The organism is Serratia marcescens subsp. marcescens ATCC 13880 (genome assembly GCF_017299535.1).
In the GTDB taxonomy this organism is placed as follows: Bacteria; Pseudomonadota; Gammaproteobacteria; order Enterobacterales; family Enterobacteriaceae; genus Serratia; species Serratia marcescens.
Genome location: NZ_CP071238.1, coordinates 4,741,985 through 4,767,681, shown reverse-complemented (window position 1 = coordinate 4,767,681; position 25,697 = coordinate 4,741,985). Strand labels below are relative to the sequence as shown.

The window sequence follows — 25,697 nt, the reverse complement described above, 5'->3', positions numbered from 1 at the left end:
GGCGCATAACAACTCGACCCTACGTTTGGAGAAGCGGATGAAAAAGTTTTTGATTGCCCCGTCCATTCTGTCGGCAGATTTTGCCCGGTTAGGTGAAGATACCGCTAACGTGCTGGCCGCAGGCGGCGACGTGGTGCACTTCGACGTCATGGACAACCACTATGTGCCCAATCTGACCATCGGTCCGATGGTGTGCGAAGCGCTGCGCAACTACGGCATTACCGCGCCGATTGACGTGCATCTGATGGTCAAGCCGGTAGATCGCATCGTGCCAGATTTCGCCAAGGCCGGCGCGTCTTATATCTCTTTCCACCCCGAAGCTTCCGAACATGTCGATCGCACCATTCAGCTGATCAAAGAGCACGGTTGTAAGGCCGGTCTGGTGTTTAACCCGGCGACGCCGCTGAGCTACCTCGATTACGTGATGGATAAAATTGACGTGATCCTGCTGATGTCGGTCAACCCGGGCTTCGGCGGCCAGTCGTTCATCCACGGCACCCTGGACAAGCTGCGCCAGGTGCGCAAACTGATCGACGACAGCGGTCGCGATATCCGCCTGGAAGTCGACGGCGGGGTGAAGGTGGATAACATCGCCGAAATCGCCGCCGCAGGCGCCGATATGTTCGTCGCCGGTTCCGCCATCTTTGGCCAGCCGGACTACCGCAAGGTGATTGACGAAATGCGCAGCGAGCTGGCGAAGGTTACCCATGGCTGATTTCGGCGCGATCCGCGCATTGGCCTTCGATCTGGACGGCACGCTGGTCGACAGCGCGCCGGGTCTGGCGGCCGCCATCGATATGGCGCTGGAAGAGACGGGCCTGCCGCAAGCGGGTGAGGCACGGGTCGGCACCTGGATCGGCAACGGCGCCGACGTGCTGGTGCAGCGCGCGCTGCGTTGGGCGGAGGCGGAAGGCACGCCGGCGCAGTGCAGCCGGCTGCGTGAACGCTTCGACCATTTCTACGCGCAGACCGTCGACAGCGGCAGCCGTTTGTTCCCACAGGTGCAAGAGACGCTGGCCCGCCTGGCCGCGCACGGTTACCCGATGGCGCTGGTGACCAACAAGCCGACGCCGTTCGTGGCGCCGCTGCTGGCATCGTTGGGCATTGGCGACTATTTCTCGCTGGTGATCGGCGGCGACGACGTGACGGAAAAGAAACCGCACCCGGCGCCGTTGTACCTGGTGCTCGGCAAGCTTGGGCTGCGCGCGCATGAGCTGCTGTTCGTCGGCGATTCACGCAACGATATTCAAGCCGCGCAGGGCGCCGGTTGTCCGAGCGTCGGCTTTACCTACGGTTATAACTACGGCGAATCGATCGCCCTGAGCCACCCCGATCGGGTGTTGGAGCGCTTCGCCGATTTGTTGCCCGCTCTTGGGCTGTCATCTTTAGAGAATCAGGAAATTTAAACATGAGTAAGCCCATCGTATTTAGCGGCGCGCAGCCGTCCGGCGAACTGACCATCGGCAACTACATGGGTGCGCTGCGTCAGTGGGTGCAGATGCAGGACGACTACGACTGCATCTACTGCATCGTCGATCTGCATGCCATCACCGTGCGCCAGGACGCCGAGAAGCTGCGCAAGGCCACGCTGGATACGCTGGCGCTGTATCTGGCCTGTGGCATCGATCCGGAAAAAAGCACCATCTTCGTGCAGTCGCACGTGCCTGAGCACACGCAGCTGAGTTGGGTGCTGAACTGTTACACCTATTTCGGCGAACTGAGCCGCATGACGCAGTTCAAGGACAAATCCGCACGCTACGCCGAGAACATCAACGCCGGGCTGTTCAGCTATCCGGTGCTGATGGCGGCGGATATCCTGTTGTATCAAACCAACCAGGTGCCGGTGGGCGAAGACCAGAAACAGCACCTGGAGCTGAGCCGCGACGTGGGCCAGCGTTTCAACGCGCTGTACGGCGACGTGTTCAAAGTGCCGGAGCCGTTTATTCCTAAATCCGGCGCGCGCGTGATGTCGCTGCAGGAGCCGACCAAGAAGATGTCCAAGTCGGACGACAACCGCAACAACGTGATCGGCCTGCTGGAAGATCCGAAGGCGGTGACCAAGAAGATCAAACGCGCAATGACCGACTCGGAAGAGCCGCCTGTCGTGCGTTACGACGTGGTCAACAAGGCGGGCGTCTCCAACCTGCTGGATATCCTCGCCGGCGTGACCGGCAAGAGCATCGCGCAGTTGGAAGCCGAGTTCGAAGGCCAGATGTACGGCCATCTGAAAGGCGCGGTGGCGGAAGCCGTCTCCGGCATGCTGGCTGAGCTGCAGGAGCGCTACCACCGCTTCCGCAACGACGAAGCCTATCTGCAGCAGGTGATGCGCGACGGCGCCGCCAAGGCGCGCGCGCGCGCGCAGGAAACCCTGGCGAAGGTCTATCAGGCCGTCGGTTTCGTACCGCCGCAGGCGTAACGCCGGCGCAAATAAAAAAGCGGCCTTAGGCCGCTTTTTTTACGTCGGTATCACGCCATTTGCGCCAGGCTGGCGGGCGATTCCTCGCTGGCGAACCAATTGAGCTTGCTGCGCAGGCTGACCACGCTGCCGACGATGATCAGGCTGGGGCTGGCGGCCTGCAGGGACAAGTCGCCCAGTTGGTGGAGTTCGCCTTCGATCACCCGCTGGCGGCAAGAAGTGCCGTTTTCCACCAGCGCCACCGGCGTGGCGGCCGGCAGCCCGTTCGCGATCAGCCGGCGCTGGATTTCCGTCGCTTGCGACAGCCCCATATAGAACACCAGCGTCTGTTGCCCGGCGGCCAGCGTCGCCCAGTCCAATCCACCGTCGGCCTTGGCGTGGCCGGTCACCAGGCGGACGCTCTGCGCATGGTCGCGGTGGGTGAGCGGGATGCCGCTGTAGGCGGAACAGCCGGAGGCGGCGGTAATGCCAGGCACCACCGAGAACGGCACGTTGGCGTCCGCCAGCGTCTCCAGCTCTTCGCCGCCGCGGCCGAAGATAAAGGGATCGCCGCCCTTCAGGCGTACCACGCGTTTGCCTTGCAGCGCCTGCTGCAGCAGGATTTGGTTGATCTGTTCCTGCGGCACGCAGTGGTGCCCGGCGCGTTTGCCGACGAAGATGCGCTCGGCGTCGCGGCGCACCAGCGTCATGATCTCTTCGGAGACCAGCCGGTCGTAAACCACCACGTCGGCCTGCTGGATCTGTTGCAGCCCTTTCAGCGTCAGCAAACCGGCATCGCCTGGTCCGGCGCCCACCAGCACCACTTCACCGCGATCTTCCCGTTGTTCGCTGAACAACTGCTCGAGCTGGCGTTCGGCCAGCGCGGCGTCGCCGTTGGCCAGCGATTGCGCCAGCCGATCGTGGGCGAACAACCTTTCCCAGAAGCGACGGCGTGCGCCGAGGCCGCTGAAGCGTTGTTTTACCCGCTGCCGCAGCGAGCCGCCCAGTTGGGCCAGCTTGCCGAGGTGCTGCGGCAGCATCGCTTCCAGCTTCTCGCGCAGCAGCCGCGCCAGCACCGGCGCTTTGCCGCCGGAGGACACCGCCACCATGATCGGCGAACGATCGATAATCGACGGCATGATAAAGCTGGCGCGTTTCGGATCGTCGACCACGTTGCAGAACACCCGTTGCTGGTTGGCGCACTGGTATACCCGCGCGTTGACCTCCAGCCGGTCAGTGGCGGCGATCACCAGCCATTTTTCCGCCAGCAGGGCCGGGCTGAATTCGCCTGCGGCCAGCGTCAACCGGCCTTCTTCCGCCCACAGGCGGAACTGCGGGGTGAAGTCCAGGGCGTTGACGGTCAGCGCCGCGCCGGCGTCCAGCAGCAGGCGCGCCTTGCGTTCGGCGATCTCGCCGCCGCCGATCAGCAGACAGGCTTTGTGTTGCAGTTGGCAGAAAATCGGCAGGTAGTCCATCGGCACTCCTCGGGGTAATCAATGTGGGGGCGAAATGCGCCCCCGAAAACTCAGGCGGTCTGACGTGCGGCGGCTTTCGCCGCCAGCGGGCGTTCGGCGCGCGGCGTGGCGTACCAATACCCCAGGCCCATCAGCACCGAGCCGGAGAGGATGTTGCCCAGCGTCACCCACAGCAGGTTGTGGCCAATGCCGGCGAGGGTGTAGGCCTCGCTGTGGTTGCCGAACCAGGAGAGGGCGAACAGCGTCATGTTGGCGACGGAGTGTTCGTAACCTGAGGCGATAAAGGCCAGCAGGCACCACCAAATGGCGATGAACTTGGCGGCGCCTTCAACGCGGATCGCCATCCAAATCGCCAGACAAACCAGCCAGTTGCACAATACGCCCTTGAAGAACAGCACCTCGGCCGGCGCGGTGGTTTTCGCCAGCGCGGCGCTGTGCACCAGACTGGTATCCACCGGCAGCAGGCTGCCGCCGCCGTAGTAATACATCAGCGCCACCAGCACCGAGCCGAGCAGGTTGCCGAGCCAGGTTTGCGGCAGCACCGCCCACATCTGGCTTTGGCGGATGGTGCCGGCCTTGACGCCGAGCGTCAGGAACATCGTATGGCCGGTGAACAGCTCGGAACCGGCGATGATCACCAGCGTCAGCGCGATGCCGAAGGTGGCGCCCATCACCAGCGGCCGCACGCTTGGGTCGACCAGGTTGCCGAGGGTGAAGATCAGGATGATGCCGAGGCCGACGTAGGCGCCCGCCATCGCCGAGCTGATCCAGAAGCCGAGCGGGCTCTCCTTCGCCAGGCGGACGATGCGCGCCGCGTTGACGGCGCATTTGTTGATCGTATCGGTAAACATGTTGCCTCCCGAAAGGTTATGCCGCGACTTGCACGATGCCGTCGACCACCCGGCTGGTGAAGCTGGCGACGGAACGGTTGTCATCTTCCAGACAGTGGCCGTCGTACAGGCGGAAATGCTGTTTCTTCAGCGGGCTGGCGACCCACAGCTCGCCCTGATGCTCGGCGATGAGGCCGCGCGACAGCACGCTGGCCTGGGCGAACGGGTCGATATTGCTGATGGCGAACACCTGCTCGTCGGCATAGGGGCGGAACACCGCCACCTGCCGATCGCCGATCAGGGCGCACACGCCGGTGCCGGGCAGAATGTCGGCGACGGGACAAACGGTAATCCACTGGCTCATGCGTGGCTCTCCTCGGTATCGATCAGGGTGACGGGAATGCGCTCATCAGGGCGCGCCGGGCGGTGTTGGTCGCGTTCGGCCACTACCTGCACATTCGGATCGCGCAGCGGGCTGTTGATGAAGTGAGCGAAGCGAAGCTGCGTTTCCGGGTGCTCGACGGTCTCTTTCCACTCGCAGACCACCGCGTCGCGCAGGCGGGCGATCTCGGCTTCCAACTGCGCGTTGATGCCGAGCTTGTCGTCGACGATCACCTTGCGCAGGTAATCGATGCCGCCTTCCAGGCTTTCCAGCCACACCGAGGTGCGCTGCAGCTTATCGGCGGTGCGGATATAGAACATCATGAAGCGGTCGAGGTAGCGCACCAGGGTCTCGCGATCGAGATCGGCGGCCAGCAGGTCGGCGTGGCGCGGTTTCATGCCGCCGTTGCCGCAGACGTACAGGTTCCAGCCGTTCTCGGTGGCGATGATGCCGACGTCCTTGCCCTGCGCTTCGGCGCATTCACGGGTGCAGCCCGAGACGCCGAACTTCATTTTGTGCGGGGTGCGGATGCCTTTGTAGCGATGTTCCAGCGTGACGCCGAAACCGACGCTGTCGCCGACGCCATATCGGCACCAGGTGCTGCCGACGCAGGTTTTCGCCATGCGCAGCGCCTTGGCGTAAGCATGGCCGGTTTCAAAGCCAGCGGCGAGCAGCTTGCGCCAGATGGCCGGCAGGTCGTCTTTTTGCGCGCCGAACATGCCGATGCGTTGCGAACCGGTCATTTTGGTGTACAGGTTGTACTCCTTGGCGATTTGGCCGATGGCCAGCAGGCCGTCCGGGGTGATTTCGCCGCCGGCGGAGCGCGGGATCACCGAGTAGGTGCCGTCTTTCTGGATATTGCCGAGGAAGTTGTCGTTGGTATCCTGCAGCGGCGTATGCTGCGGCTTGAGGATGTATTCGTTCCAGCAAGAAGCCAGCAACGAGCCGACGGTCGGCTTACACACTTCGCAGCCGTAGCCTTTGCCGTATTTGGCCAGCAGCGCCTCGAACGACTTGATGCCTTCGACGCGGATCAGGTGGAACAGCTCCTGGCGCGAATAGGCGAAGTGTTCGCACAGGTGATGGTTGACCTCGATGCCTTGCTTGCTCAGCTCGGCGTTCAACACCTGGGTGAGCAGCGGGATACAGCCGCCGCAACCGGTGCCGGCCTTGGTTTCGGCCTTCAGCGCCGCCACGGTGTGGCAGCCTTTGTTGACCGCCTGGATGATGTCGCCTTTGCTGACGTCGAAGCAGGAGCAGATCTGCGCGCTTTCCGGCAGCGAATCCACACCGATGGCCGGTTTGCTGCCCGCGTGGGCCGGCAGGATCAGGCCGTCCGGGTTCTCCGGCAGCGCGATGCCGTTCAGCGCCAGCTGCAGCAGGTTGCCGTAGTCGCTGGTGTCGCCCACCAGCACCGCGCCGAGCAGGGTTTTGTTGTCGGCGCTGACCACGATGCGTTTGTAGACTTCTTTGCTTTCATCCAGATAAACGTAGCTGCGGGCGCCTTCGGTGCGGCCGTGGGCATCGCCGATGCCGCCGACGTCCACGCCCAGCAGTTTCAGTTTGGCGCTCATGTCGGCGCCCTGGAAGCCGTTTTCGCGGCCCAGCAGGCGATCGGCGGCCACCTGCGCCATTTTGTATCCCGGCGCCACCAGGCCGAAGGTGCGATCGCGCCAGGCGGCGCACTCACCGATGGCGTACACGTCCGGATCCGACGTCTGGCAGCTGTCGTTGATGGCGATGCCGCCGCGGCGGCCGATCTCCAGCCCGCACTGGCGCGCCAGCTTGTCCTGGGCGCGGATGCCGGTGGAGAACACGATGAAATCCACTTCCAGCAGGCTGCCGTCGGCGAAATGCAGGGTTTTGCGCGCCGTGCCGCCACCGTTGACGATCTCCTGGGTATTTTTGCCGGTGTGCACCTTGACGCCCATGCGCTCGATCTTGCGGCGCAGCTGGTCACCGCCCATCGGGTCGAGCTGTTCGGCCATCAGCACCGGAGCGAACTCGATCACATGCGTTTCCACCCCCAGGCTTTTCAGCGCGCCGGCGGCTTCCAGCCCCAACAGCCCGCCACCGACTACCGCGCCGCGTTTGCTGCGGCGCGCACAGGCTTCGATGGCGTTCAGGTCTTCGATGGTGCGGTAAACGAAGCAGTCCTGGCTATCCGAGCCTTTAATCGGCGGGATCCACGGATAGGAGCCGGTGGCCATGATCAGCTTGTCGTAATAGACGGTGCGGCCGGTGTTGGAGTGGATGACCTTCTCGTCGCGATTGATGGTGATAGCGCGTTCGCCGATCAGCACCTTCACGCCGTGTTTTTCGTAAAAGCCTTCGCGCACCAGCGACAGCTCTTCGGCGGTGTGGTGAGAGAAGTAGGAAGAGAGGTGCACGCGATCGTAAGCGATGCGCGGCTCTTCGCAAAATACGGTGATCTCGAATTGGTCTTTGTCTGCTTTATCCAACAGATCTTCGATGAACCGGTGGCCGACCATGCCATTGCCGACGACGGCAAGTTTGACTCTGCTCATTATTGCCTCAAAATTCTGGTTTCCTAGGGTTACCTTATCCCTCCCGATGAGCAATTTATTGATGCAAATCAATCACACTCCCATATACCTCCAATGTGGTATATGAATGATTTTTCACGTTTTTTGATAAGTTGCGGATTTTATTCATCTTTAGCTGAAGCGAGTCAGTTTGCAGGTAAATTACCCCGCAGGGAGTAAACGCAGGGGGTAGGCACGACACGGCGACTTTGTCAGCGCGATCCGCTGCCAGTATGATGAAGAAAACCAGCGCAACGGCAGAGGTGAAGGGTGGCGAAACGTCCATTGAAGTTTATCGACAACCTGCGTTTAAGCGGGCATGAAGGATTGTGGCAACTGGCGATCGAGCAGGGGCGCATCGCGCATCTGGTGCCGCAGCCGGAAGGACAGGAGTGGCGCAGCGACGTGTTGGATGCGCAGGGCGGGCTGGCGCTGCCGGCGTTCGTCGAACCGCATATCCACCTGGATACCACGCAAACCGCCGGTCAGCCGGCCTGGAACCAGTCCGGCACGCTGTTCGAGGGCATTGAGCGCTGGGCCGAACGCAAAGCGCTGTTGACCCATGAAGACGTCAAACAGCGCGCCTGGCAAACGCTCAAGTGGCAGATCGCCAACGGCGTGCAGTATGTGCGCACCCACGTCGACGTTTCCGATCCTACGCTGACCGCGCTGCGCGCCATGCTGGAGGTGAAGCAGGAGGTGGCGCCCTGGGTGACGCTGCAGATCGTCGCCTTTCCGCAGGAGGGGATCCTTTCCTATCCCAACGGCGAAGCGCTGCTTGAAGAGGCGCTGCGGCTGGGGGCCGACGTGGTGGGCGCCATTCCGCACTTCGAATTCACCCGCGAATACGGCGTGGAGTCGCTGCATAAGGCGTTCGCGCTGGCGCAAAAATACGATCGGCTGGTGGACGTGCACTGCGACGAGATAGACGACGAGCAATCGCGTTTCGTCGAAACCGTGGCGGCGCTGGCGCTGAAGCTGGAGATGGGAGCGAAAGTCACCGCCAGCCACACCACGGCGATGCACTCTTACAACGGCGCTTACGCCTCGCGGCTGTTCCGCCTGCTGAAAATGTCCGGCATCAACTTCGTCGCCAATCCGCTGGTGAACATTCACCTGCAGGGCCGTTTCGACAGCTATCCGAAACGGCGCGGCGTGACGCGGGTGAAGGAGATGCTGGAGGCGGAGATCAACGTCTGCTTCGGCCACGACGACGTGTTCGATCCCTGGTATCCGCTCGGCACCGCCAACATGCTGCAGGTGCTGCATATGGGGCTGCACGTGTGCCAGCTGATGGGCTATGGCCAAATCGACGATGGGCTGAAGCTGATCACCCACCACAGCGCGCGCACGCTTAACCTGAGCGACTACGGCCTGGCGGCCGGCAACAGCGCCAACCTGGTGATCCTGCCGGCGGAAAGCGGTTTCGACGCGGTGCGCCGCCAGACGCCGGTGCGTTATTCGATTCGCCAGGGCGCGGTGATCGCCGAAACGCGGCCGGCGGAAACCACGCTGCATTTGCAGCAGGATGAGACGGTGAATTTTCGGCGCTAAGGCGCAAAAAAAGGGCGCCTTGCGGGCGCCCTTGATGTATTTGATACGAAGAAATCAGTGCGTCACGTGACCGTGGCTGCGGTGCTTGGTCACGAAGCCCAGCAGCAGACACATCACGAATACCGCCAGGTACAGGCCGTTGGCGGTAGTCAGCGCCGCGTGCGCGCCGCCTTTCGCCACGATCGGGCCGGTGACCACGAAGGTCAGCATGGTGCCGATGGTGCCGCAGGTCAGGATAAAGTTGACCAGCTTCGGCGAGGAGACCTTGGTCTGCAGCGAGCCGAGGGTGATCAGCGTGGTGTAGATGGCGCTGGAAACGAAGCCCAGGGCCATGATGTAGTAGCCCAGGTGTTCCGGATTATCGGTGCTGACGAACAGGTACATCGCGCCGGTAGCCAGCGCGGCCAGTACGGTGACGATGCGCTGCAGATCGAAGAAGCGCAGGATGAAGCTGAACACCCACATGCCGACCATGTAAGAGGTCCAGAAGTCGCTCACCAGCTTACCGGCCTGGCCGATGTCCATGTTGAACGACTTGGTGGCGTACTCAGGCACCCACTGAATGAAGCCCAGCTGGCCGAGGATGTAGCACAGCGCGGCGATCGACAGGAACAGCACGCCGATGCCCCATTTTTCTTTCTCGACCGGTTGACCGGCATCGGCGCCTTTCTTGCCCAGCACCGGGAATTCGGAGCACAGGGTCAGCACGAAGATCGCCACGTACAGCAGGCCGATGCAGGCATAAACCCAGTACCAGCCGATATGGCGGGCCAGCAGCATCGCGGCGACGATCGGGAAGATCATCCCGGCCATGCTGAAGAAGGAATCGGTGAACAACAGGCGCGAACCGCGCTGGCGGCCGGCATACATGTGGGTGATCAGGAAGGTGCCGATCGACATGGTGATGCCGCTCACCACGCCGAGGATAAACATGCACAGCGAGAACATGGTCAGGCTCTTGCCGAGCATCAGCCCTGCGACCGCCAGCACCATCAGGACAAAGCCGAAGATCAACTGACGCTTCAGCGGGATGATTTCCATCAGCCAGGCATTAAGGAAGATCGAAATCAAAATACCGGCGTTGAGGAAAGTAAAGGTGTTACTCATGCTGGAAACCGGCAGATTAAAGTACTCTGCAATGTTTCCCATCACCATCCCTGTGACGATCACTAAAGCACCGGTCAGCGCGTACGAAAAGAAGCTGATCCAGGTAAGCCGTATGCGGTTACTGTCATTCATTGTATAGGCCTGAATATGTCTGTTAGAGGTTTTAACGCTGGCATAAGGCCGCTGGCTTTTCCTGGCAAACGCAGAAAAAAGTCCCGATCAGGCCACCAGGGGGCGGATCCTAGCACAGACAACGGGATTTTTTGTGATGGCTGTCGATTTTTTGATGCAACCCATGAAGAGATGATACGCATTATTGTGATCTATTTGCGTGCCGTCACAATGGAATCACGGCTGATGATCGTCGGCTCAAACCGGTGCGCCGGGGTGGCGGGGTCGATCAGCCTGCGCGCCGCGTATTGGGCCATTTCGCTGATGGGAAAATGTACGCTGCTCAACGCCGGGCGCACGAAAGGTGCGCGTTCGCCGCTGTCGTAACAGATCAAGGAGATATCCTGCGGTACCCGCAGGCGGTGCTCGTTGATCGCCAGCAGCGCGCCGATCGCCATCTCTTCGTTGCAGCAGTAGATGGCGCTGGGCCGTGCGGTTTGCTGCAGCAGGTGATCGGCGCAGCGGTAACCGCTTTCCAGATCGTAGACGCCCTCCAGACAGGCCACCGGCTCGATATTCGCCGCCTGCATCGCCTCTTCAAACCCCTGCAGCCGCAGGCGGCTCGACGGGCGCTCGCGCGGGCCGCTGATGCAGGCGATGCGCCGGTGCCCGGCGTCGAGCAACTGCTGCGTCGCCATGCGGCTGGCGAGCGGGTGATCGAAGGTGACGCAGCGGTCTTCCAGCCCCGGCACCAGACGATCGAGCAACACGAAATCACGTTGTTCCGCCGCCAGCTGGCGCAGCCGATCGTCGCTGAGAAAACGCACGTGCAGGATCACGCCGTCGCAGCGCAGGCTGAACAGCCGTTGCACCGCCTGCCATTCGTTTTCGGCGCTGTTGCGGCCCTGGGTCACCAGCAGCTGCTTGCCGTGGGATTCGGCCTCGGTCTGCACGAAGTCCATCAGCGCGCCGAAGAAGCCGCCGCGATACGACGTGGTCACCAGCCCGAGGGTATTGCTGTGGCTGGAGGCGAGCGCGCGGGCTGCCGGGTTGGGGGTGTAACCGAGCTGGGCGACGGCGCGTTCAACCTTCTCGCGGGTCGGCGCCTTGACGTTGCTGTCGCCGTTCACTACCCGCGATACGGTGGCGCGCGAAACGCCCGCCAGCGCCGCGACATCTTCCAGTGTCACCATCGTCCAACTCCTGATTACGGCTAAAAAAATGGGTTCGGCGCGCCGAACCCCTGTCATACCGCGCAGGCGCTTACCTGAACTGCGGCAAATACGGCGCGTTTATCGTCAACACCTCGTCCAGCAACGGCTGCGCCAGGTTCGCGTTGCCCACCAGCGGGTTGGCGATCAGCGCCAGCAAGCCGCTGCGGCGATCGCCGTGCACCGCGGCCTCGATGGTCAGGCGTTCGTAGGCTTTCACCTGCTGCGTCAGCGCCTGCATCGGCTCCGACAGCGGGCCGAACGTCAGCGGATGCGCGCCTTGGGCATCGACGATACAGTTGATTTCTATCACAGCATCGTCCGGCAGGCCATGGATCGCGCCGCGGTTTGCGGTGTTGACCACTAATTGCGTGCCGAGATTATTATGGATAGCACGAATCAGCTCCAGCGCAACCTCGGAATAGAAAGAACCGCCGCGGAAGCTGAGCTGTTCCGGTTTCGTGTTCAATTGCGGATCGGCATACAGCTCGAACAGCTCTTTCTCCACCTGCATCACCTGCTCGGCGCGGGTGCCGCGCTCGCCGGCGGCGGCCATCTCTTCCGCCAGCATCTCACGGGTCTGGTAAAAATAGCGGTGGTACGGGCAGGGGATCGCGCCGAGCGCGCGCAGGAAGTCCGGCTGCCAGGGCTCTTCCTTGATGTTGTTCATGGTCAGCGCCGCGCCGTCGCACAGCATGTCGATCACTTTGGCGGTGACGTCGCGCCCCTGCTGCGTGACCTGATGCACCCAAACCATGTGATTCAAACCGGCGAACCGCAGCTGCACGTCGGCGTAAGGCGCCTGCAGCATGTTGGCGATCATGTGATGCATGCTGATCGGCACGTTGCACAGGCCGATGATCTTCGCTTTGGTAAAGCGAGACACCGCCTCGGTGACGATACCGGCCGGGTTGGTGAAGTTGATGATCCAGGCGTCCGGCGCCAGCTTTTCCACCCGACGGGCGATATCCAGCATCACCGGAATGGTGCGCAGCGCCTTGGCGAAGCCGCCGACGCCGGTCGTCTCCTGGCCGAGCAGCTGGTATTTGAGGCCCAGCCGTTCATCGGCGGCGCGCGCCGGCAGTTGCCCGACGCGGAACTGGGTCAGCACGAAAGCGGCGCCGCGAATGGCGTCGTCCAGCGCGAAGTGCACGCTGACCTTCACCTGCTCCAGCCCGTGGCGCGCCAGCATGCGGCGGGTCAGAGCGGCGATGGTTTCCACTTTTTGCCGGCCCGGCTCGACGTCCACCAGCGCCAGTTCGGTGACCGGCAGCTCCTCGATGCGCTGGATCAGCCCATCGACCAGTTCGGGAGTGTAGCTGCTGCCGCCGCCGATCACCGCGATTTTGAGCGTGCTCATTGGCGGCCCTCCGTTTGCGACTGACGGCGATAGAGCTCGATCATGTCGTCGGCCAGATCCTGGATCACCATGGCGTTCATCAGATGATCCTGCGCATGTACCGTGATCAGGTTGATCGCCAGCTTGCCGCAGCCTTCGTCCAGGCCGATCAGCTCGGTCTGGATCAGGTGTGCTTTCTTCACCCATTCTTTGGATTCGGCCATGTGTTTGGCCGCGGCGGCGAAGTCGCCGGCGCGCGCTTGCCGCAACGCCATCAACGCATTGCTGCGCGCGCTGCCGGAGAACACCAGCAGTTCCATGATGGTGCTTTCAAACTCGGGGCTGACTTCAGTCATCAATTCACTCACGTCATTTCTCCAGGGGTTGCGCGGCGACGCCGCCGTGGGATGCTTCAGTATCCGTTCTTTTTATAATGAGAGCGCTCTCATTTATATAGAGTAACGACAATGCGTGTGCAAACTGGGAGGCAGATCGCAAAAACCGCCCCGGGGCGGCACGGGGCAAAAAATGCGTGATGCGGTTGGCAAAAAAGCCTTCTGCGCCCATACTTTCCGCAGCAAAATTCAGGGCCGCCTAGGATATGTCCCGTAATTGGGTAAATATAGGTAAATGGCTGGTACTTGCCGATACAGCTCTTTAGAATCAAAGCGCTTTTCCGTTGTTTGTCTCTCAGAGAAAGGACCCGTTAATGTTCAAACGTACTTTAGTGACCTTCGTCGCGCTGTGTTCCCTGTCCGCAGTGGCACCAGCCGCACTCGCCGCCGGTGAGACCCACGTCATGCTGACGACCTCGGCGGGGAATATCGAATTGGCGCTCGACAGCCAGAAGGCACCGGTTTCCACCCAGAACTTCGTCGATTACGTGAACAGCGGGTATTACAACAACACCATTTTCCACCGCGTGATCCCGGGCTTCATGATCCAGGGCGGCGGTTTCACCGCTGACATGCAGCAAAAATCCACCAAGGCGCCAATCAAGAACGAAGCCGACAACGGCCTGCGCAACCTGCGCGGCACCATCTCGATGGCGCGCACCGCCGACAAGGACAGCGCCACCAGCCAGTTCTTCCTGAACGTGGCGGATAACGCCTTCCTGGATCACGGCCAGCGCGACTTCGGCTACGCGGTGTTCGGCAAAGTGGTGAAAGGCATGGACGTGGTGGACAAGATCGCTCAGGTGCCGACCGGCAACGTCGGCCCTTACCAGAATGTGCCGACCAAACCGGTGGTGATTCTGTCGGCCAAGGTGCTGCCGTAAATTTTTTGGCCGATCCCGTCGGGGTCGGCCGTCCTTCCTCCCGAAGCCTTGCCTTCATCACTGTTTTCTCCCGCGCCCCATGCTCTAATCGGCAGACAATAACCAGACCGGAAATCCGGCGTTCGCCCTTTGTTGTCTCTGGATGAGTTGCTGCCATGTATGAATTTAACCAGGTGCTGTTGCTGTTGCAGCAGATGTGCGTCTATCTCGTTATCGCCTATCTGCTGAGCAAAACCCCGCTGTTCATTCCGCTGATGCAGGTGACCATTCGCCTGCCGCACAAGCTGCTCTGCTACGTGATCTTCTCGGTGTTTTGCATCATGGGCACCTACTTCGGGCTGCATATTCAGGATTCGATCGCCAACACCCGCGCGATAGGCGCGGTCCTGGGCGGGCTGTTGGGCGGGCCGTCCGTGGGCTTTCTGGTCGGGCTGACCGGCGGCCTGCACCGGTATACGCTCGGCGGCATGACCGACGTGGCCTGCGCGATCTCCACGGTGTCCGAGGGGCTGGTCGGCGGCATCGTGCACAGCATCGCCATGCGCCGGGGGCGCATCGAGCTGCTGTTCAATCCGCTGTTCGTCGGCGGCGTGGCGCTGGTGGCGGAAGTGCTGCAGATGGCGATCATTCTGGCGGTGGCGCGCCCTTATAACGAGGCGTTGCAGCTGGTGGAACACATCGCGCTGCCGATGATGATCGCCAATACCGTCGGCGCGGCGATGTTTATGCAAATCCTGCTGGATCGGCGCGCGATGTTCGAGAAATACACCAGCGCTTTCTCTTCCAAGGCGCTGAAGATCGCCGAGCGCACCGAGGGCATCCTGCGGCAGGGCTTCGATCAGGAAAACAGCATGAAGGTTGCTCGGGTGATTTATCAGGAGCTGGGCATCGGCGCGGTGGCGATCACCGATCGCGACAAGCTGCTGGCGTTTATCGGCATCGGCGACGATCACCACCTGCCGGGCACGCCGATCGCCTCGGTGCATTCGCATCGCGCCATCGACAACAACGAGGTGGTGTACGCCGACGGCAATCAGCTCTCTTACTGCTGCTCGATCAATCCGGCCTGCAAGCTGGGATCGACGCTGGTGATCCCGCTGCGCGGCGAAAACCAGCGGGTCATCGGCACCATCAAGCTGTATGAACCGAAAAGCCAGCTGTTCAGCACCATCAACCGTACGCTGGGCGAAGGCATCGCCAGCCTGCTGTCGGCGCAGATTATGGCCGGACAGTACGAGCGCCACAAGCAACTGCTGGCGCAGTCGGAGATCAAGCTGCTGCATGCGCAGGTCAATCCGCATTTCCTGTTCAATGCCTTGAATACCCTGGTAGCGGTGATCCGCCGCGATGGCGAGCGCGCCTGCGATCTGGTGCAGTCCCTCTCGACCTTCTTTCGTAAAAATCTCAAACGCTCGGATGACGAAGTCAGCCTGGCGGACGAAATTGAACATGTGAACGCCTACCTGCAGATAGAGAAAGCGCGCTTCGCCGATCGGCTGGAGATCGCGGTATCGTTGCCGGAGGCGCTGTTGGCGGCGCGGCTGCCGGCGTTTTCGCTGCAGCCGATCGTCGAGAATGCCATCAAGCACGGCACCTCGCATCTGTTGGGCGTGGGCCGCATCGAAATCGGCGCCTGCTGCGAAGGCGAACATCTGCTATTGCAGGTGACGGACAACGCCGGGCTGTTCCAGCCGAAGCCGAACTGCAGCGGGCTGGGGATGAACCTGGTGGATAAGCGCATTCGCGTGCGCTACGGCGAAGGCTATGGCGTGCGGGTGGATTGCCGGCCGGACGCCTATACCCGCATTACGCTCAATGTTCCCATGGAGAGGGCCGCCTGATGTTAAACGCACTGATTGTTGACGATGAGCCTTCCGCGCGCGACAACCTCCGCCATCTGCTGGAGGCCGAAGCGGGGATCACGATCATCGGCGAATGCTCCAACGCCATCGAAGCCATCAGCCAGATCCACCGGCTGCAGCCGGACGTGGTGTTTCTCGATATTCAAATGCCGCGTATCAGCGGGCTGGAAATGGTCGGCATGCTGGATCCCAACCGGATGCCGCACATCGTGTTTCTGACCGCCTACGACGAATACGCGGTGCAGGCGTTCGAGGAGCACGCCTTCGATTATCTGCTGAAGCCGGCGGAGCCGAAGCGGCTGAGCAAGACGCTGCAACGCCTGCGGCAGCGCAGTGCGCCGCAGGACGTGACGGCGCTGGATGAGAGCGCCGGTTACCTGAAATACATTCCCTGCACCGGCCACAGCCGCATCTATCTGCTGCGGTTCGACGAGGTGTTGGCGATCCGTTCCAAACTGAGCGGGGTATTCGTGGTGCGCAGCGACGGCATGGAGTGTTTCACCGAATTGACGCTGCGCACGCTGGAAAGCCGTACGCCGCTGGTGCGCTGCCATCGGCAGTATTTGGTCAACCTGGAGCAGGTGCGCGAGATCCGCTTCGAAGAAGGCGGCGCGGCGGAGATGATCATGTCGGCCGGCGATCCGGTGCCGGTCAGCCGGCGCTATTTGAAAGCGCTGAAGGAGCAACTGGGGCTGCGGGGGTGACTATACGGGTGGCCACCGGCGGCGGGTATGCACGATGGCCAATATGATGACGCGCTGATCCGCCCATTCATAGACCAGCAGATAGGACGGAGAGATGACCAACTCGCGCGTGCCGGCTATCCGACCCGTTTTTCCGCTGGCGGGATGATGCACGAGGCGTGCCGCCGCGTCAGCGATTTTTACATCATTTTCTGCGGCGGCGGCCGGGTTTTTAAGTTCCAACCATTCATAAATCGCCAGACGATCGGCGATGGCGGGTTCCGTCCATATCAGTTTCACAAAAGTCCTTTTGTGTTTTATTACTTTGCCTTAGCTCTGCGTTCGGCGAAATAAGCGGCCACCTCTTCATCGTCGGCGAACTTGCCTTCACGCAACGCCTTGCGGCTCACCTCGACCTTTTCCTTTAACCACTGGTCGTATTCTTCCTGCTGCGCCTGGCGGCTGACAAACTCGCGCATGAAATCGCGCAGCAGTTGTGAAGCCGTGCGGTCGGCGGCCTTTGCCGCGCTGGCGAAAGCGGTTTTTAACTCTTCATCCACGCGGATTACCACGGTAGATTCAGACATGGTATTTACCTCGTATATACAGCGTAATATTCACTATAACACCGCTGCTTTATTGTTCAAGCAAGGACGGTCGGAGGCTGTGGCGTTAAGCGCAATCTGAATTCATCAGGCTCCGACGGCGCCCTTTTTGTTTGTCCTTGACGGGGTTACGCGGCGCTTATAGCTTTATTGCATCAACAGGCGCGTTTTGCGCCGCGTCAGCGTCAAAGGAATCGAAAATGAGTGAACCACGGATTATCGCCAAGGCGATGAAAGACGGAAAACCGGAACAGGATCTGGTGATTTTGCCGGCGTTGGCCAACCGCCACGGGCTGATCACCGGAGCAACCGGCACCGGCAAGACGGTGACGCTGCAGAAAATGGCCGAGCAGTTCTCGCGCATCGGCGTGCCGGTGTTCCTGTCGGACGTGAAGGGCGATCTGTCCGGCATTGGCGCTGAGGGCGCGCCTTCCGAGAAACTGCAGGCGCGTCTGGCGGCGATTGGCGTCACCGACTGGCAGCCGCAGGCCTGCACCATTATCCCGTGGGATATTTACGGCGAAAAGGGCCACCCGATCCGCGCCACGATTTCCGATCTCGGGCCGCTGCTGTTGGGGCGACTATTGGATCTGAACGAGGTGCAAAGCGGCGTGCTGCAGCTGGTGTTCAAAATCGCCGATGACAACGCGCTGCTGTTGCTGGACATGAAGGATCTGCGCGCCATGGTGCAGTTCGTCGGCGACAACGCCAAACAATTCCAAACCCAGTACGGCAATATCTCTGCCGCCTCTATCGGCGCCATTCAGCGCGGATTGTTGACGCTGGAAGAGCAGGGGGCCAACCAGTTCTTCGGCGAGCCGATGCTGGACATCAACGATCTGATGAAAACCGACGCCAACGGTCATGGCGTGATCAACCTGCTGGCGGCGGACAAGCTGATCAATCAGCCGAAGCTGTATTCAGTGTTCCTGCTGTGGCTGCTGGCCGAGCTGTTTGAGCACCTGCCGGAAGTGGGCGACCCTGAACAGCCGAAGCTGGTGTTCTTCTTCGATGAAGCGCACCTGCTGTTCAACGACGCGCCGGCGGCGCTGTTGACCAAGATCGAACAGGTGGTGCGCCTGATCCGCTCCAAAGGCGTCGGCATTTACTTCGTCACCCAGAACCCGCTGGATATCCCGGACAGCGTGCTGGGCCAGTTGGGCAACCGCGTACAGCATGCGCTGCGCGCCTTCACGCCGCGCGATCAGAAGGCGGTGAAAACGGCGGCGCAAACCCTGCGCGCCAATCCGGCCTTCGATGCCGAAACGGCGATCACCGAGCTGGGCGTGGGCGAAGCGCTGGTGTCATTCCTCGACGAGAAGGGCCGGCCGAACGTGGTGGAGCGGGCGATGGTCATCGCGCCGGAATCCAAGATGGGCATGCTCGGCGCGGAAGGGCTGAACAGCGCGATCAACAAGTCGCCGCTGTATGGCCGCTATGAAGACATGATTGACCGCGAGTCCGCCTACGAGAAGCTGTCGTCGGGCGGCTTCGCCACCGTCGGCACTGCGCAGCAGGGGCAGCAACCGCAGGCGCAAGCGCAGCAACAGACGGGCGGCGGCCTGATGGACGGATTGAACGAGCTGCTGTTCGGTTCCACCGGCCCGCGCGGCGGCAAACGCGACGGCATCGTCCAGACTGCCGCCAAGAGCATGGCGCGCGATCTCGGCCGCCAGATCCTGCGTGGCGTGCTGGGCTCGATCACCGGCGGCCGAAAAAAGTAAGCGGAAATTATCGTCGGCAGCGGCGGGTTAAATCAGTACACTGTGGCGGCATTTTTCTCTGCCGGACCTAACATGCTGCTGCTGATCGATAACTACGACTCCTTTACCTATAACCTTTACCAGTACTTCTGCGAATTGGGCGCCGAGGTGATGGTGAAGCGCAACGATGAGCTGCAGCTGGCCGATATCGAGCGGCTGGCGCCGCAGCATCTGGTGATTTCCCCTGGCCCCTGCACCCCGAACGAAGCGGGCATCTCGCTGGCCGCCATTCGTCATTTCGCCGGCAAACTGCCGATCCTCGGCGTGTGCCTGGGGCACCAGGCGCTGGGGCAGGCGTTCGGCGCCGAGGTGGTGCGCGCCCGCGCGGTGATGCACGGCAAAACTTCGGCGATTCGCCATCTGGGCGTCGGCGTGTTTCGCGGCCTGAACGATCCGCTGACCGTGACCCGCTATCACTCGCTGGTGCTGAAAGCCGATACGCTGCCGGACTGTTTTGAAGTGACCGCCTGGAGCGAACGCGACGGCGTGCGCGACGAGATTATGGGCATCCGCCACCGCACGCTGGCGTTGGAAGGGGTGCAGTTCCATCCGGAAAGCGTGCTCAGCGAGCAGGGCCATCAGCTGCTGGATAACTTCCTCAACCGTTAATCCCGATGCGTTTTTTTCGCTCGTCAGGCGTTTTGCGTTTGCGCTTGATTGGTTTTTTATGCATATTTCGTGATTATGTTTTCAATCTAATATTACGATAGCGCTGAAAAACCTTCAGGGTGGAGCCGAAAATGACTGAAAAATCCGCAGTGAGCCGCAGCACCTTTGACCAGGTGATCCTGCCTGTTTATGCACCGGCCCAGTTTGTGCCGGTGCGCGGCCAAGGCAGCCGAGTCTGGGATCAGCAGGGAAAAGAGTACATCGATTTTTCCGGCGGCATCGCGGTGACAGCGCTGGGGCACTGCCATCCGGCGCTGGTCGAGGCGCTCAAACGCCAGGGCGCAACCCTGTGGCATACCAGCAATGTCTTCACTAATGAACCGGCGCTGCGCCTGGCGAGCAAACTGATCGACGCCACCTTCGCCGACCGGGTGTTCTTCGCCAACTCCGGCGCAGAGGCCAACGAAGCGGCGTTCAAACTGGCGCGTCATTACGCTATCACCCGCCACAGCCCGTACAAAACCAAAATCATCGCCTTCTATAACGCGTTTCACGGCCGCACGCTGTTCACCGTGTCGGTGGGCGGGCAGGCCAAATACTCCGATGGGTTCGGGCCGAAGCCGGCCGACATCGTGCACGTGCCGTTCAACGATCTGGCGGCGGTGAAAGCGGTGATGGACGACCATACCTGCGCGGTGGTAATGGAGCCGATTCAGGGCGAGGGCGGCATTACGCCGGTCGACGCCGGCTTCCTCAAAGGCGTGCGCGAGCTGTGCGACCAGCATCAGGCGCTGCTGGTGTTCGACGAAGTGCAAAGCGGCATGGGGCGCAGCGGCAAACTGTTCGCCTATATGCATTATGGCGTGACGCCGGACATTCTCACCACCGCCAAGGCGTTGGGCGGCGGTTTCCCGGTCAGCGCCATGCTGACCACCGAAGAGATTGCGTCGGTGATGCAGGTGGGCACTCACGGCACCACCTACGGCGGCAACCCGCTGGCCTGCGCGGTGGCGGAGGCGGCGTTGGATGTGATCAATACGCCGGAAGTGCTGAGCGGCATCGAACAGCGCCACGCGCTGTATGTGCAGGCTTTGCAGGATATCGGCGATAAATACGGTATTTTCACCGCCATTCGCGGCATGGGGTTACTGATCGGCGCCGAACTGACGCCGCATTATCACGGCAAAGCGCGCGATTTCCTCACCGCCGCCGCCGCGCGTGGGCTGATGATCCTCAACGCCGGGCCGAACGTGATCCGTTTCGCGCCGTCGCTGGTGGTGGAGCTGCAGGATATCGAGGCCGGCATGGCGCTGTTCGAGCTGGCGGTGCAGGATGTGATCAACGCCTGAAGCCCGTGCGGCGCATAACGGGGCGCGGCATGCCGCGCCCTTATTGATCGCGCAGTTTGCGCTTGAGCCAGATGCCGTGGTGCGGGCGCTGGCGCCAGGCCAGCGACGAAATGGTATGCATCACGTTCAGGTGCGACAGGATGCGCCGCAAATGACGTTCCATCTCGGTGACGGGCATCTCCGGATGCAGATCCGGCGGCTGCATGATGCCGCTGTTGCCGCTGCTCGGGCCGTCGTATTCCAACCGCTGCTGGCAGCTTTGCAGCGCGATTTCACAGGTTTGCAGATAGGCTTCCGCCAGTTTCGGCGTCAGCATGTAGTGCTCGCGCGCCAGAATGGTCATGGCGTTCAGGTGTTCGACGATGAACTGGCTATGAGTGACCCACAGCCGCATGTCCGCCAGATAATTCGACGCGAACCCCGGCTCCTGCATCGCCTGATTGAGCGAGGTGAACAGCGCGTTGTGCGCCTGGTTGACCTGCATGCGGGTATAGGCCAATGCGGTGGCGTCCGGTTCCGGTTGCTTCAGCATCAGCCGCAGCGCGGTTTGATCGTGTTCCAGCGCCTGATGGGCATTCTTGCGCAGCAGCCCGCTTTGCCACTGCGGCCACAGCCAAATGGTGCCGCCGAACGCCAGCACGCAGCCTATCAGCGTATCGATCAGGCGCGGTACCAGAAAATGCGAGCCGTTCAGCGCCAGCAGCTGCAGGGTGTAAACCGCCGTGACCGTAAAGCCAATCACCGACAGCCCGTAGTTCTTGCGCGAAACCAGGTAGGCCAGCAGGGTGATCACCAGCATGATGCTCAGCGTTTCTCCCTCCGGCAGCTGCAGCTGCAGCAGCCCGGCCGCCAGCAACAGTCCGGCAATCGTGCCCAGCGCACGGTGCTGAATACGCACCCGGGTGGCGTTATACCCGTTTTGGCTCACCAGCATGATGGTGAGCAGGATCCAGTATGGCTTCGGCAGGTTGAAGACCGCACCCAGGCTGCTGCCGACCGCCAGCGTCACCCCCAGCCGCGCGGCGTTGCGCAGGGCGGTGGATTTGAACGACAGATAGCTGGCCAGCGCCGGCCAAAACGGCAGGCGGTGCTGGCCGGGCATCAGGTCGCGGCGGTACAGCGGATGCTGGGTGCGCAGCAGGCGGGCGATGCGGCTGAAGTGGTAATAACAAAACTGGCCGACCGGGTTATCGGGATGCTGCGCCGCCATTTTTTCCAGCGCCGCCAGTTCGTGGCTCATGGAGAAGCGCTTCGAATGCTGATGGTAGAGGATATCGTGCGCCACCACGCGCAGCCGGCCGGCGATCACCAGTGCATTGCGGCGAATGATCGCTTCGGCCTGGCTCTGCTCCACCAGTTTTTGCACTTCCTCCGGCAAATGCAGGCTGACGGTGATGTGCTCCTGCAGATCCATCGCCACCTGAAAGGCGCGCTGCAGGCGCTTTTGTTCGAGGTTGTTGGCGTGCGGCAGGAAATTGAGCTGTTGGTACAAAAGGCTGATCAGATCCATCACCTTTTGCTGGCGCACCAGCAGCGGCGGCAGCGCGGTTTGCGGATCGGTGTGCTGGGTCAGAAGTGAGTATTTGGCTTCGAAATAGTCCGCCAGCTCCAGGTAGAGCTGGCTCAGCGTCTCGCGCATCGGCTGCTCTTTCCACAGCTTGAACCAGAACCAGGTGAATAAGCCGTACCAGACGGTGCCGATCGCGTACAGCAGCGGCGCCTGCCAGAGAGGCACCGTGCCGGCCGTGCTGAGAGCGAAAATGGCGGCCACCAGCGCCGCCGGCAATAGCCGGGCGTGCAGCGGGCTGATTTCACCGGTGACGCCGAGCAGCAGCGCCAGGCCCAGCATCAGCGCCGGCAGCGGTACGTGCCACAGCAGCGCCTGTTGCAACAGCACGCTGCTGAAGGCGAACAGCGAGCCGCCGACGATCAGCCGTTTAAAGAAGCGCTTATGCGGCGTGTCCAGACCGGCGATATTGCAGCAGGCGGGCACCAGAGAGAACATCAGGCCGAGCTGCAGCTGGCCTATCAGCAGGCCGAACAGCACCGGCAGGCACAACACCAGCGTTTGTCGCAGTGCGTAGTTGATTTCCGGGTGGTAGATCAGGCGGCGCCACATGGCAGAGAGCAGATAAAAAAACGGCGCAGATTGCGCCGTTTCTTCGGAGATTAACGGGTGCCGTAGACGACAATGGTTTTGCCGTGGGCGGAAATCAGGTTTTGATCTTCCAGCATTTTCAGAATACGGCCAACGGTTTCACGCGAGCAGCCGACGATCTGGCCGATCTCCTGACGGGTGATCTTGATCTGCATGCCGTCCGGGTGAGTCATGGCGTCGGGTTGCTTCGCCAGATTCAGCAGGGTTTGCGCGATGCGGCCGGTCACGTCCAGGAAGGCGAGGTTGCCCACTTTTTCGGAGGTGACCTGCAGGCGGCTCGCCATTTGGGCGGACAGACGCATCAGGATGTCCGGGTTCACCTGGATCAGTTGGCGGAATTTCTTGTAGGAAATTTCGGCCACTTCACAGGCGGTTTTCGCGCGAACCCAGGCGCTGCGCTCCTGGCCTTCTTCGAACAATCCGAGCTCGCCGATGAAATCCCCCTGGTTGAGGTAGGACAGGATCATCTCTTTACCTTCTTCATCCTTGATCAGCACCGCGACGGAGCCTTTCACGATGTAGTAAAGCGTTTCGGCCTTTTCACCTTGGTGAATCAGCGTACTCTTCGATGGATATTTGTGGATATGGCAATGAGACAGGAACCATTCGAGAGTAGGGTCTGTTTGCGGTTTGCCGAGAACCATTCGCTGTTATCCTCTGTTGTTATCGCTGCCTTGTGTCACAGGGGTCAGAGTTCCCTGTAAAACCCGCCTGTAGCCGCAGTCATGAGCGAGGGCTACCGGCAAGTTTTGAGGCGTGTCATAAAAATACGCTGTCGCTCTAGCATATTAACTTGCCGTAAGCGCTGCAAGCTACATTCTGTTAACATACCGGTAAAGGAGCCTTTCTCTGGGCGTTTCCCTGAAATACAGTGTCCCGGAAAGATTTATTGCGGCTCTGTTTGTAGCACAGAGTAAGGCGGGTGTCTCGTGTTGTCTCGCTTCAGCATGATTAGCATCAGGTTACGTTGCCTGTTTCTATGCGAAAGCGTACTCTGATTTTAAGAAATCAACCGGAGTGACCAGAATGCAGGCAAGAGTTAAATGGGTGGAAGGGTTAACGTTTTTGGGTGAATCGGCCTCCGGCCATCAGGTGCTGATGGACGGCAACGCCGGTGATAAAGCGCCCAGCCCGATGGAGATGGTGCTGATGTCGGTGGGCGGCTGCAGCGCGATCGACGTGGTCTCCATCCTGCAAAAAGGGCGCAACGACGTGCGCGACTGCGAGGTGAAGCTGACCTCCGAGCGCCGCGAAGAAGCCCCGCGCTTGTTCACCCATATCAACCTGCACTTCATCGTTACCGGCCAGGATCTGACCGACAAAATCGTCGAGCGAGCGGTGAACCTGTCGGCGGAGAAGTACTGCTCGGTGGCGCTGATGCTCAACAAGGCCGCCACGGTGACCCACAGCTTCGAGATCCGCCAGCCGGCGTAATCGAGACGGAGCGCGGCTCGGCGCCGCGCTCAACGCGCTTATTCGATTTTCTTGCCTTCCAGCAGCCGCTGCACCAGCGGCGCCATGATCAGCTCCATCGCCAGCCCCATTTTGCCGCCCGGCACCACTAACGTATTGATGTGCGAGATAAACGAGCCCTGCAGCATCGCCAGCAAGTAGGGGAAGTCGATCTGGTCCAGGCCGCGGAAGTGGATCACCACGAAGCTTTCATCCAGTGAGGGAATGGCCTTGGCGGCGAACGGGTTGGAGGTGTCCACCGTCGGCACGCGCTGGAAGTTGATGTGGGTGCGCGAGAATTGCGGCGTAATGTAGTTGATGTAGTCTTCCATCGAGCGCACCACCGAATCCATCACCGCTTCGCGGGAGTGGCCGCGTTCGCCGGTATCGCGGATCAGCTTCTGGATCCACTCCAGGTTGACGATCGGCACCACGCCGACCAGCAGATCGACGTGTTTGGCCACGTCATGGTGCTCGGTGACCACGCCGCCGTGCAGCCCCTCGTAGAACAGCACGTCGGTCGGCGCCGGCAGCGGCTCCCACGGGGTGAAGGTGCCCGGCACCTGATTGTAGGGCACCGCTTCGTCGTAGGTGTGCAGGTACTTGCGCGAACGGCCGGTGCCGTTTTTGCCGTACTCGATAAAGCTCTGCTGCAGCAGGCCGAAGTCGTTGGCCTCGGGGCCGAAATAGCTGATGTGTCTGCCCAGATCGCGCGCCTTGCGGATCGCCGCGTCCATTTCCGGCCGGGTATAGCGGTGGAAGCTGTCGCCCTCCAGCTCGGCGGCGCGAATGTTGAGCTGCTGGAAGATTTTGCGGAACGCCACGCTGGTGGTGGTGGTGCCGGCGCCGCTGGAACCGGTCACCGCGATAACGGGATGTTTGGCAGACATGGTGGTTGTCACTCCGTGTTGAATGCGCCGGCGTCAGGGGATTATTGTGGCTCTTGTTGACGCTCTCTATGTCAGGAAAAAATGGCGCGCGCTGGTT

At 61.3% G+C, this 25,697-nt stretch carries 24 protein-coding genes; 11 read left to right on the top strand and 13 right to left on the bottom strand.

The features are described from left to right. The first annotated feature begins 37 nt into the window (after positions 1-37). Genes rpe through trpS form a run of 3 tightly spaced genes read left to right on the top strand, consistent with a single transcriptional unit; the run spans position 38 to position 2,416 of the window. Positions 38-715, top strand: coding sequence for a ribulose-phosphate 3-epimerase (gene rpe / locus J0F90_RS22855; protein ID WP_004930320.1), 678 nt, complete (start codon positions 38-40; stop codon positions 713-715). Next, the gene (locus J0F90_RS22850) at positions 708-1,406 is read left to right on the top strand and encodes a phosphoglycolate phosphatase (protein ID WP_033639220.1); all 699 of its coding nucleotides are present in this window, start codon (positions 708-710) and stop codon (positions 1,404-1,406) included. The genes rpe and J0F90_RS22850 overlap by 8 nt, the downstream gene beginning before the upstream one ends. 2 nt (positions 1,407-1,408) lie before the next feature. Beyond that, entirely contained in the window at positions 1,409-2,416 is a 1,008-nt protein-coding gene (gene trpS, locus J0F90_RS22845) for a tryptophan--tRNA ligase (protein WP_004930324.1), read from the top strand. Positions 2,417-2,466: 50 nt separating this feature from the next. Here trpS and cysG read toward each other — a convergent pair whose 3' ends face one another. The 4 genes from cysG to nirB are packed head-to-tail and all read right to left on the bottom strand — an operon-like array spanning position 2,467 to position 7,610. Continuing rightward, positions 2,467-3,870 carry a siroheme synthase CysG gene (gene cysG, locus J0F90_RS22840; RefSeq protein WP_033639221.1) on the bottom strand — a complete coding sequence of 468 codons (1,404 nt, stop codon included), beginning with the start codon at positions 3,868-3,870 and terminating at the stop codon, positions 2,467-2,469. A 50-nt stretch (positions 3,871-3,920) separates the two neighbouring features. Next, positions 3,921-4,721 carry a nitrite transporter NirC gene (gene nirC, locus J0F90_RS22835; protein ID WP_016930362.1) on the bottom strand — a complete coding sequence of 267 codons (801 nt, stop codon included), beginning with the start codon at positions 4,719-4,721 and terminating at the stop codon, positions 3,921-3,923. Positions 4,722-4,737: 16 nt separating this feature from the next. After that, positions 4,738-5,064, bottom strand: a complete 327-nt coding sequence (gene nirD, locus J0F90_RS22830) for a nitrite reductase small subunit NirD (protein WP_016930361.1) — start codon at positions 5,062-5,064, stop codon at positions 4,738-4,740. Further along, positions 5,061-7,610 carry a nitrite reductase large subunit NirB gene (gene nirB / locus J0F90_RS22825; RefSeq protein WP_033639222.1) on the bottom strand — a complete coding sequence of 850 codons (2,550 nt, stop codon included), beginning with the start codon at positions 7,608-7,610 and terminating at the stop codon, positions 5,061-5,063. The genes nirD and nirB overlap by 4 nt, the downstream gene beginning before the upstream one ends. Before the next feature lie 303 nt (positions 7,611-7,913). Between nirB and J0F90_RS22820 the strand changes: the two genes are divergently transcribed. After that, positions 7,914-9,182: a cytosine deaminase gene (locus J0F90_RS22820; RefSeq protein ID WP_033639223.1), complete on the top strand. Its 1,269-nt coding sequence runs from the start codon at positions 7,914-7,916 to the stop codon at positions 9,180-9,182. A gap of 54 nt (positions 9,183-9,236) precedes the next feature. Here J0F90_RS22820 and tsgA read toward each other — a convergent pair whose 3' ends face one another. The 4 genes from tsgA to J0F90_RS22800 all read right to left on the bottom strand — a co-directional run bounded on the left by tsgA (position 9,237) and on the right by J0F90_RS22800 (position 13,306). After that, entirely contained in the window at positions 9,237-10,421 is a 1,185-nt protein-coding gene (gene tsgA / locus J0F90_RS22815; protein ID WP_004930336.1) for an MFS transporter TsgA, read from the bottom strand. Positions 10,422-10,612: 191 nt separating this feature from the next. After that, complete coding sequence (locus tag J0F90_RS22810) at positions 10,613-11,593, bottom strand: LacI family DNA-binding transcriptional regulator (protein WP_016930354.1); 981 nt, start codon at positions 11,591-11,593, stop codon at positions 10,613-10,615. A gap of 70 nt (positions 11,594-11,663) precedes the next feature. Then, a complete protein-coding gene (locus J0F90_RS22805) occupies positions 11,664-12,971 on the bottom strand; it encodes a 6-phospho-beta-glucosidase (RefSeq protein ID WP_016930353.1) in 1,308 nt (435 codons plus the stop codon). Then, positions 12,968-13,306: a PTS lactose/cellobiose transporter subunit IIA gene (locus J0F90_RS22800; protein WP_016930352.1), complete on the bottom strand. Its 339-nt coding sequence runs from the start codon at positions 13,304-13,306 to the stop codon at positions 12,968-12,970. Before J0F90_RS22800 ends, J0F90_RS22805 begins: the two co-directional genes overlap by 4 nt. Positions 13,307-13,659: 353 nt before the next feature. On the opposite strand from J0F90_RS22800, the gene ppiA reads away from it, so the two are divergent. From ppiA to btsR, 3 genes are all read left to right on the top strand, one after another. After that, a complete protein-coding gene (gene ppiA / locus J0F90_RS22795) occupies positions 13,660-14,229 on the top strand; it encodes a peptidylprolyl isomerase A (RefSeq protein WP_015379288.1) in 570 nt (189 codons plus the stop codon). A 155-nt stretch (positions 14,230-14,384) separates the two neighbouring features. Further along, positions 14,385-16,070: a sensor histidine kinase gene (locus J0F90_RS22790; protein WP_033639224.1), complete on the top strand. Its 1,686-nt coding sequence runs from the start codon at positions 14,385-14,387 to the stop codon at positions 16,068-16,070. Continuing rightward, the gene (gene btsR, locus J0F90_RS22785) at positions 16,070-16,795 is read left to right on the top strand and encodes a two-component system response regulator BtsR (RefSeq protein WP_033639225.1); all 726 of its coding nucleotides are present in this window, start codon (positions 16,070-16,072) and stop codon (positions 16,793-16,795) included. The genes J0F90_RS22790 and btsR overlap by 1 nt, the downstream gene beginning before the upstream one ends. Here btsR and J0F90_RS22780 read toward each other — a convergent pair whose 3' ends face one another. Then, on the bottom strand, positions 16,796-17,074 hold the full coding sequence (locus J0F90_RS22780) for a type II toxin-antitoxin system RelE/ParE family toxin (protein ID WP_033639226.1): 279 nt from the start codon (positions 17,072-17,074) through the stop codon (positions 16,796-16,798). 20 nt (positions 17,075-17,094) lie between these two features. Continuing rightward, complete coding sequence (locus J0F90_RS22775; RefSeq protein WP_033639228.1) at positions 17,095-17,361, bottom strand: hypothetical protein; 267 nt, start codon at positions 17,359-17,361, stop codon at positions 17,095-17,097. 218 nt (positions 17,362-17,579) lie between these two features. Between J0F90_RS22775 and J0F90_RS22770 the strand changes: the two genes are divergently transcribed. From J0F90_RS22770 to argD, 3 genes are all read left to right on the top strand, one after another. After that, positions 17,580-19,103, top strand: coding sequence for a helicase HerA-like domain-containing protein (locus tag J0F90_RS22770; protein ID WP_016930348.1), 1,524 nt, complete (start codon positions 17,580-17,582; stop codon positions 19,101-19,103). Positions 19,104-19,175: 72 nt separating this feature from the next. Then, the gene (locus J0F90_RS22765; RefSeq protein ID WP_016930347.1) at positions 19,176-19,751 is read left to right on the top strand and encodes an aminodeoxychorismate synthase component II; all 576 of its coding nucleotides are present in this window, start codon (positions 19,176-19,178) and stop codon (positions 19,749-19,751) included. 131 nt (positions 19,752-19,882) lie between these two features. Further along, positions 19,883-21,100 (top strand): bifunctional acetylornithine/succinyldiaminopimelate transaminase, encoded by a 1,218-nt coding sequence (gene argD, locus J0F90_RS22760; protein WP_033639229.1) that lies wholly within the window; start codon positions 19,883-19,885, stop codon positions 21,098-21,100. A gap of 40 nt (positions 21,101-21,140) precedes the next feature. Here the strand turns inward: argD and J0F90_RS22755 are convergent, their stop codons facing one another. Continuing rightward, positions 21,141-23,219: a YccS/YhfK family putative transporter gene (locus tag J0F90_RS22755; protein ID WP_033639230.1), complete on the bottom strand. Its 2,079-nt coding sequence runs from the start codon at positions 23,217-23,219 to the stop codon at positions 21,141-21,143. A gap of 50 nt (positions 23,220-23,269) precedes the next feature. Next, positions 23,270-23,902, bottom strand: a complete 633-nt coding sequence (crp, locus tag J0F90_RS22750) for a cAMP-activated global transcriptional regulator CRP (RefSeq protein ID WP_004090925.1) — start codon at positions 23,900-23,902, stop codon at positions 23,270-23,272. A 382-nt stretch (positions 23,903-24,284) separates the two neighbouring features. Between crp and J0F90_RS22745 the strand changes: the two genes are divergently transcribed. Then, positions 24,285-24,692, top strand: a complete 408-nt coding sequence (locus tag J0F90_RS22745; RefSeq protein WP_004930372.1) for an OsmC family protein — start codon at positions 24,285-24,287, stop codon at positions 24,690-24,692. A gap of 38 nt (positions 24,693-24,730) precedes the next feature. Here the strand turns inward: J0F90_RS22745 and J0F90_RS22740 are convergent, their stop codons facing one another. After that, positions 24,731-25,600 (bottom strand): phosphoribulokinase, encoded by an 870-nt coding sequence (locus J0F90_RS22740; RefSeq protein ID WP_016930343.1) that lies wholly within the window; start codon positions 25,598-25,600, stop codon positions 24,731-24,733. Positions 25,601-25,697: the final 97 nt, after the last annotated feature.

Bases quoted from the DNA above. Each gene is read 5' to 3' on its own strand.
- J0F90_RS22775 (WP_033639228.1), bottom strand. From the start codon at position 17,361: ATGTCTGAATCTACCGTGGTAATCCGCGTGGATGAAGAGTTAAAAACC.
- J0F90_RS22850 (WP_033639220.1), top strand. From the start codon at position 708: ATGGCTGATTTCGGCGCGATCCGCGCATTGGCCTTCGATCTGGACGGC.
- rpe (WP_004930320.1), top strand. From the start codon at position 38: ATGAAAAAGTTTTTGATTGCCCCGTCCATTCTGTCGGCAGATTTTGCC.
- nirD (WP_016930361.1), bottom strand. From the start codon at position 5,064: ATGAGCCAGTGGATTACCGTTTGTCCCGTCGCCGACATTCTGCCCGGC.
- tsgA (WP_004930336.1), bottom strand. From the start codon at position 10,421: ATGAATGACAGTAACCGCATACGGCTTACCTGGATCAGCTTCTTTTCG.
- J0F90_RS22810 (WP_016930354.1), bottom strand. From the start codon at position 11,593: ATGGTGACACTGGAAGATGTCGCGGCGCTGGCGGGCGTTTCGCGCGCC.
- J0F90_RS22765 (WP_016930347.1), top strand. From the start codon at position 19,176: ATGCTGCTGCTGATCGATAACTACGACTCCTTTACCTATAACCTTTAC.
- J0F90_RS22805 (WP_016930353.1), bottom strand. From the start codon at position 12,971: ATGAGCACGCTCAAAATCGCGGTGATCGGCGGCGGCAGCAGCTACACT.
- argD (WP_033639229.1), top strand. From the start codon at position 19,883: ATGACTGAAAAATCCGCAGTGAGCCGCAGCACCTTTGACCAGGTGATC.
- cysG (WP_033639221.1), bottom strand. From the start codon at position 3,870: ATGGACTACCTGCCGATTTTCTGCCAACTGCAACACAAAGCCTGTCTG.
- crp (WP_004090925.1), bottom strand. From the start codon at position 23,902: ATGGTTCTCGGCAAACCGCAAACAGACCCTACTCTCGAATGGTTCCTG.
- nirB (WP_033639222.1), bottom strand. From the start codon at position 7,610: ATGAGCAGAGTCAAACTTGCCGTCGTCGGCAATGGCATGGTCGGCCAC.
- ppiA (WP_015379288.1), top strand. From the start codon at position 13,660: ATGTTCAAACGTACTTTAGTGACCTTCGTCGCGCTGTGTTCCCTGTCC.
- J0F90_RS22755 (WP_033639230.1), bottom strand. From the start codon at position 23,219: ATGTGGCGCCGCCTGATCTACCACCCGGAAATCAACTACGCACTGCGA.
- nirC (WP_016930362.1), bottom strand. From the start codon at position 4,721: ATGTTTACCGATACGATCAACAAATGCGCCGTCAACGCGGCGCGCATC.
- J0F90_RS22790 (WP_033639224.1), top strand. From the start codon at position 14,385: ATGTATGAATTTAACCAGGTGCTGTTGCTGTTGCAGCAGATGTGCGTC.
- J0F90_RS22770 (WP_016930348.1), top strand. From the start codon at position 17,580: ATGAGTGAACCACGGATTATCGCCAAGGCGATGAAAGACGGAAAACCG.
- trpS (WP_004930324.1), top strand. From the start codon at position 1,409: ATGAGTAAGCCCATCGTATTTAGCGGCGCGCAGCCGTCCGGCGAACTG.
- J0F90_RS22745 (WP_004930372.1), top strand. From the start codon at position 24,285: ATGCAGGCAAGAGTTAAATGGGTGGAAGGGTTAACGTTTTTGGGTGAA.
- J0F90_RS22740 (WP_016930343.1), bottom strand. From the start codon at position 25,600: ATGTCTGCCAAACATCCCGTTATCGCGGTGACCGGTTCCAGCGGCGCC.
- btsR (WP_033639225.1), top strand. From the start codon at position 16,070: ATGTTAAACGCACTGATTGTTGACGATGAGCCTTCCGCGCGCGACAAC.
- J0F90_RS22800 (WP_016930352.1), bottom strand. From the start codon at position 13,306: ATGACTGAAGTCAGCCCCGAGTTTGAAAGCACCATCATGGAACTGCTG.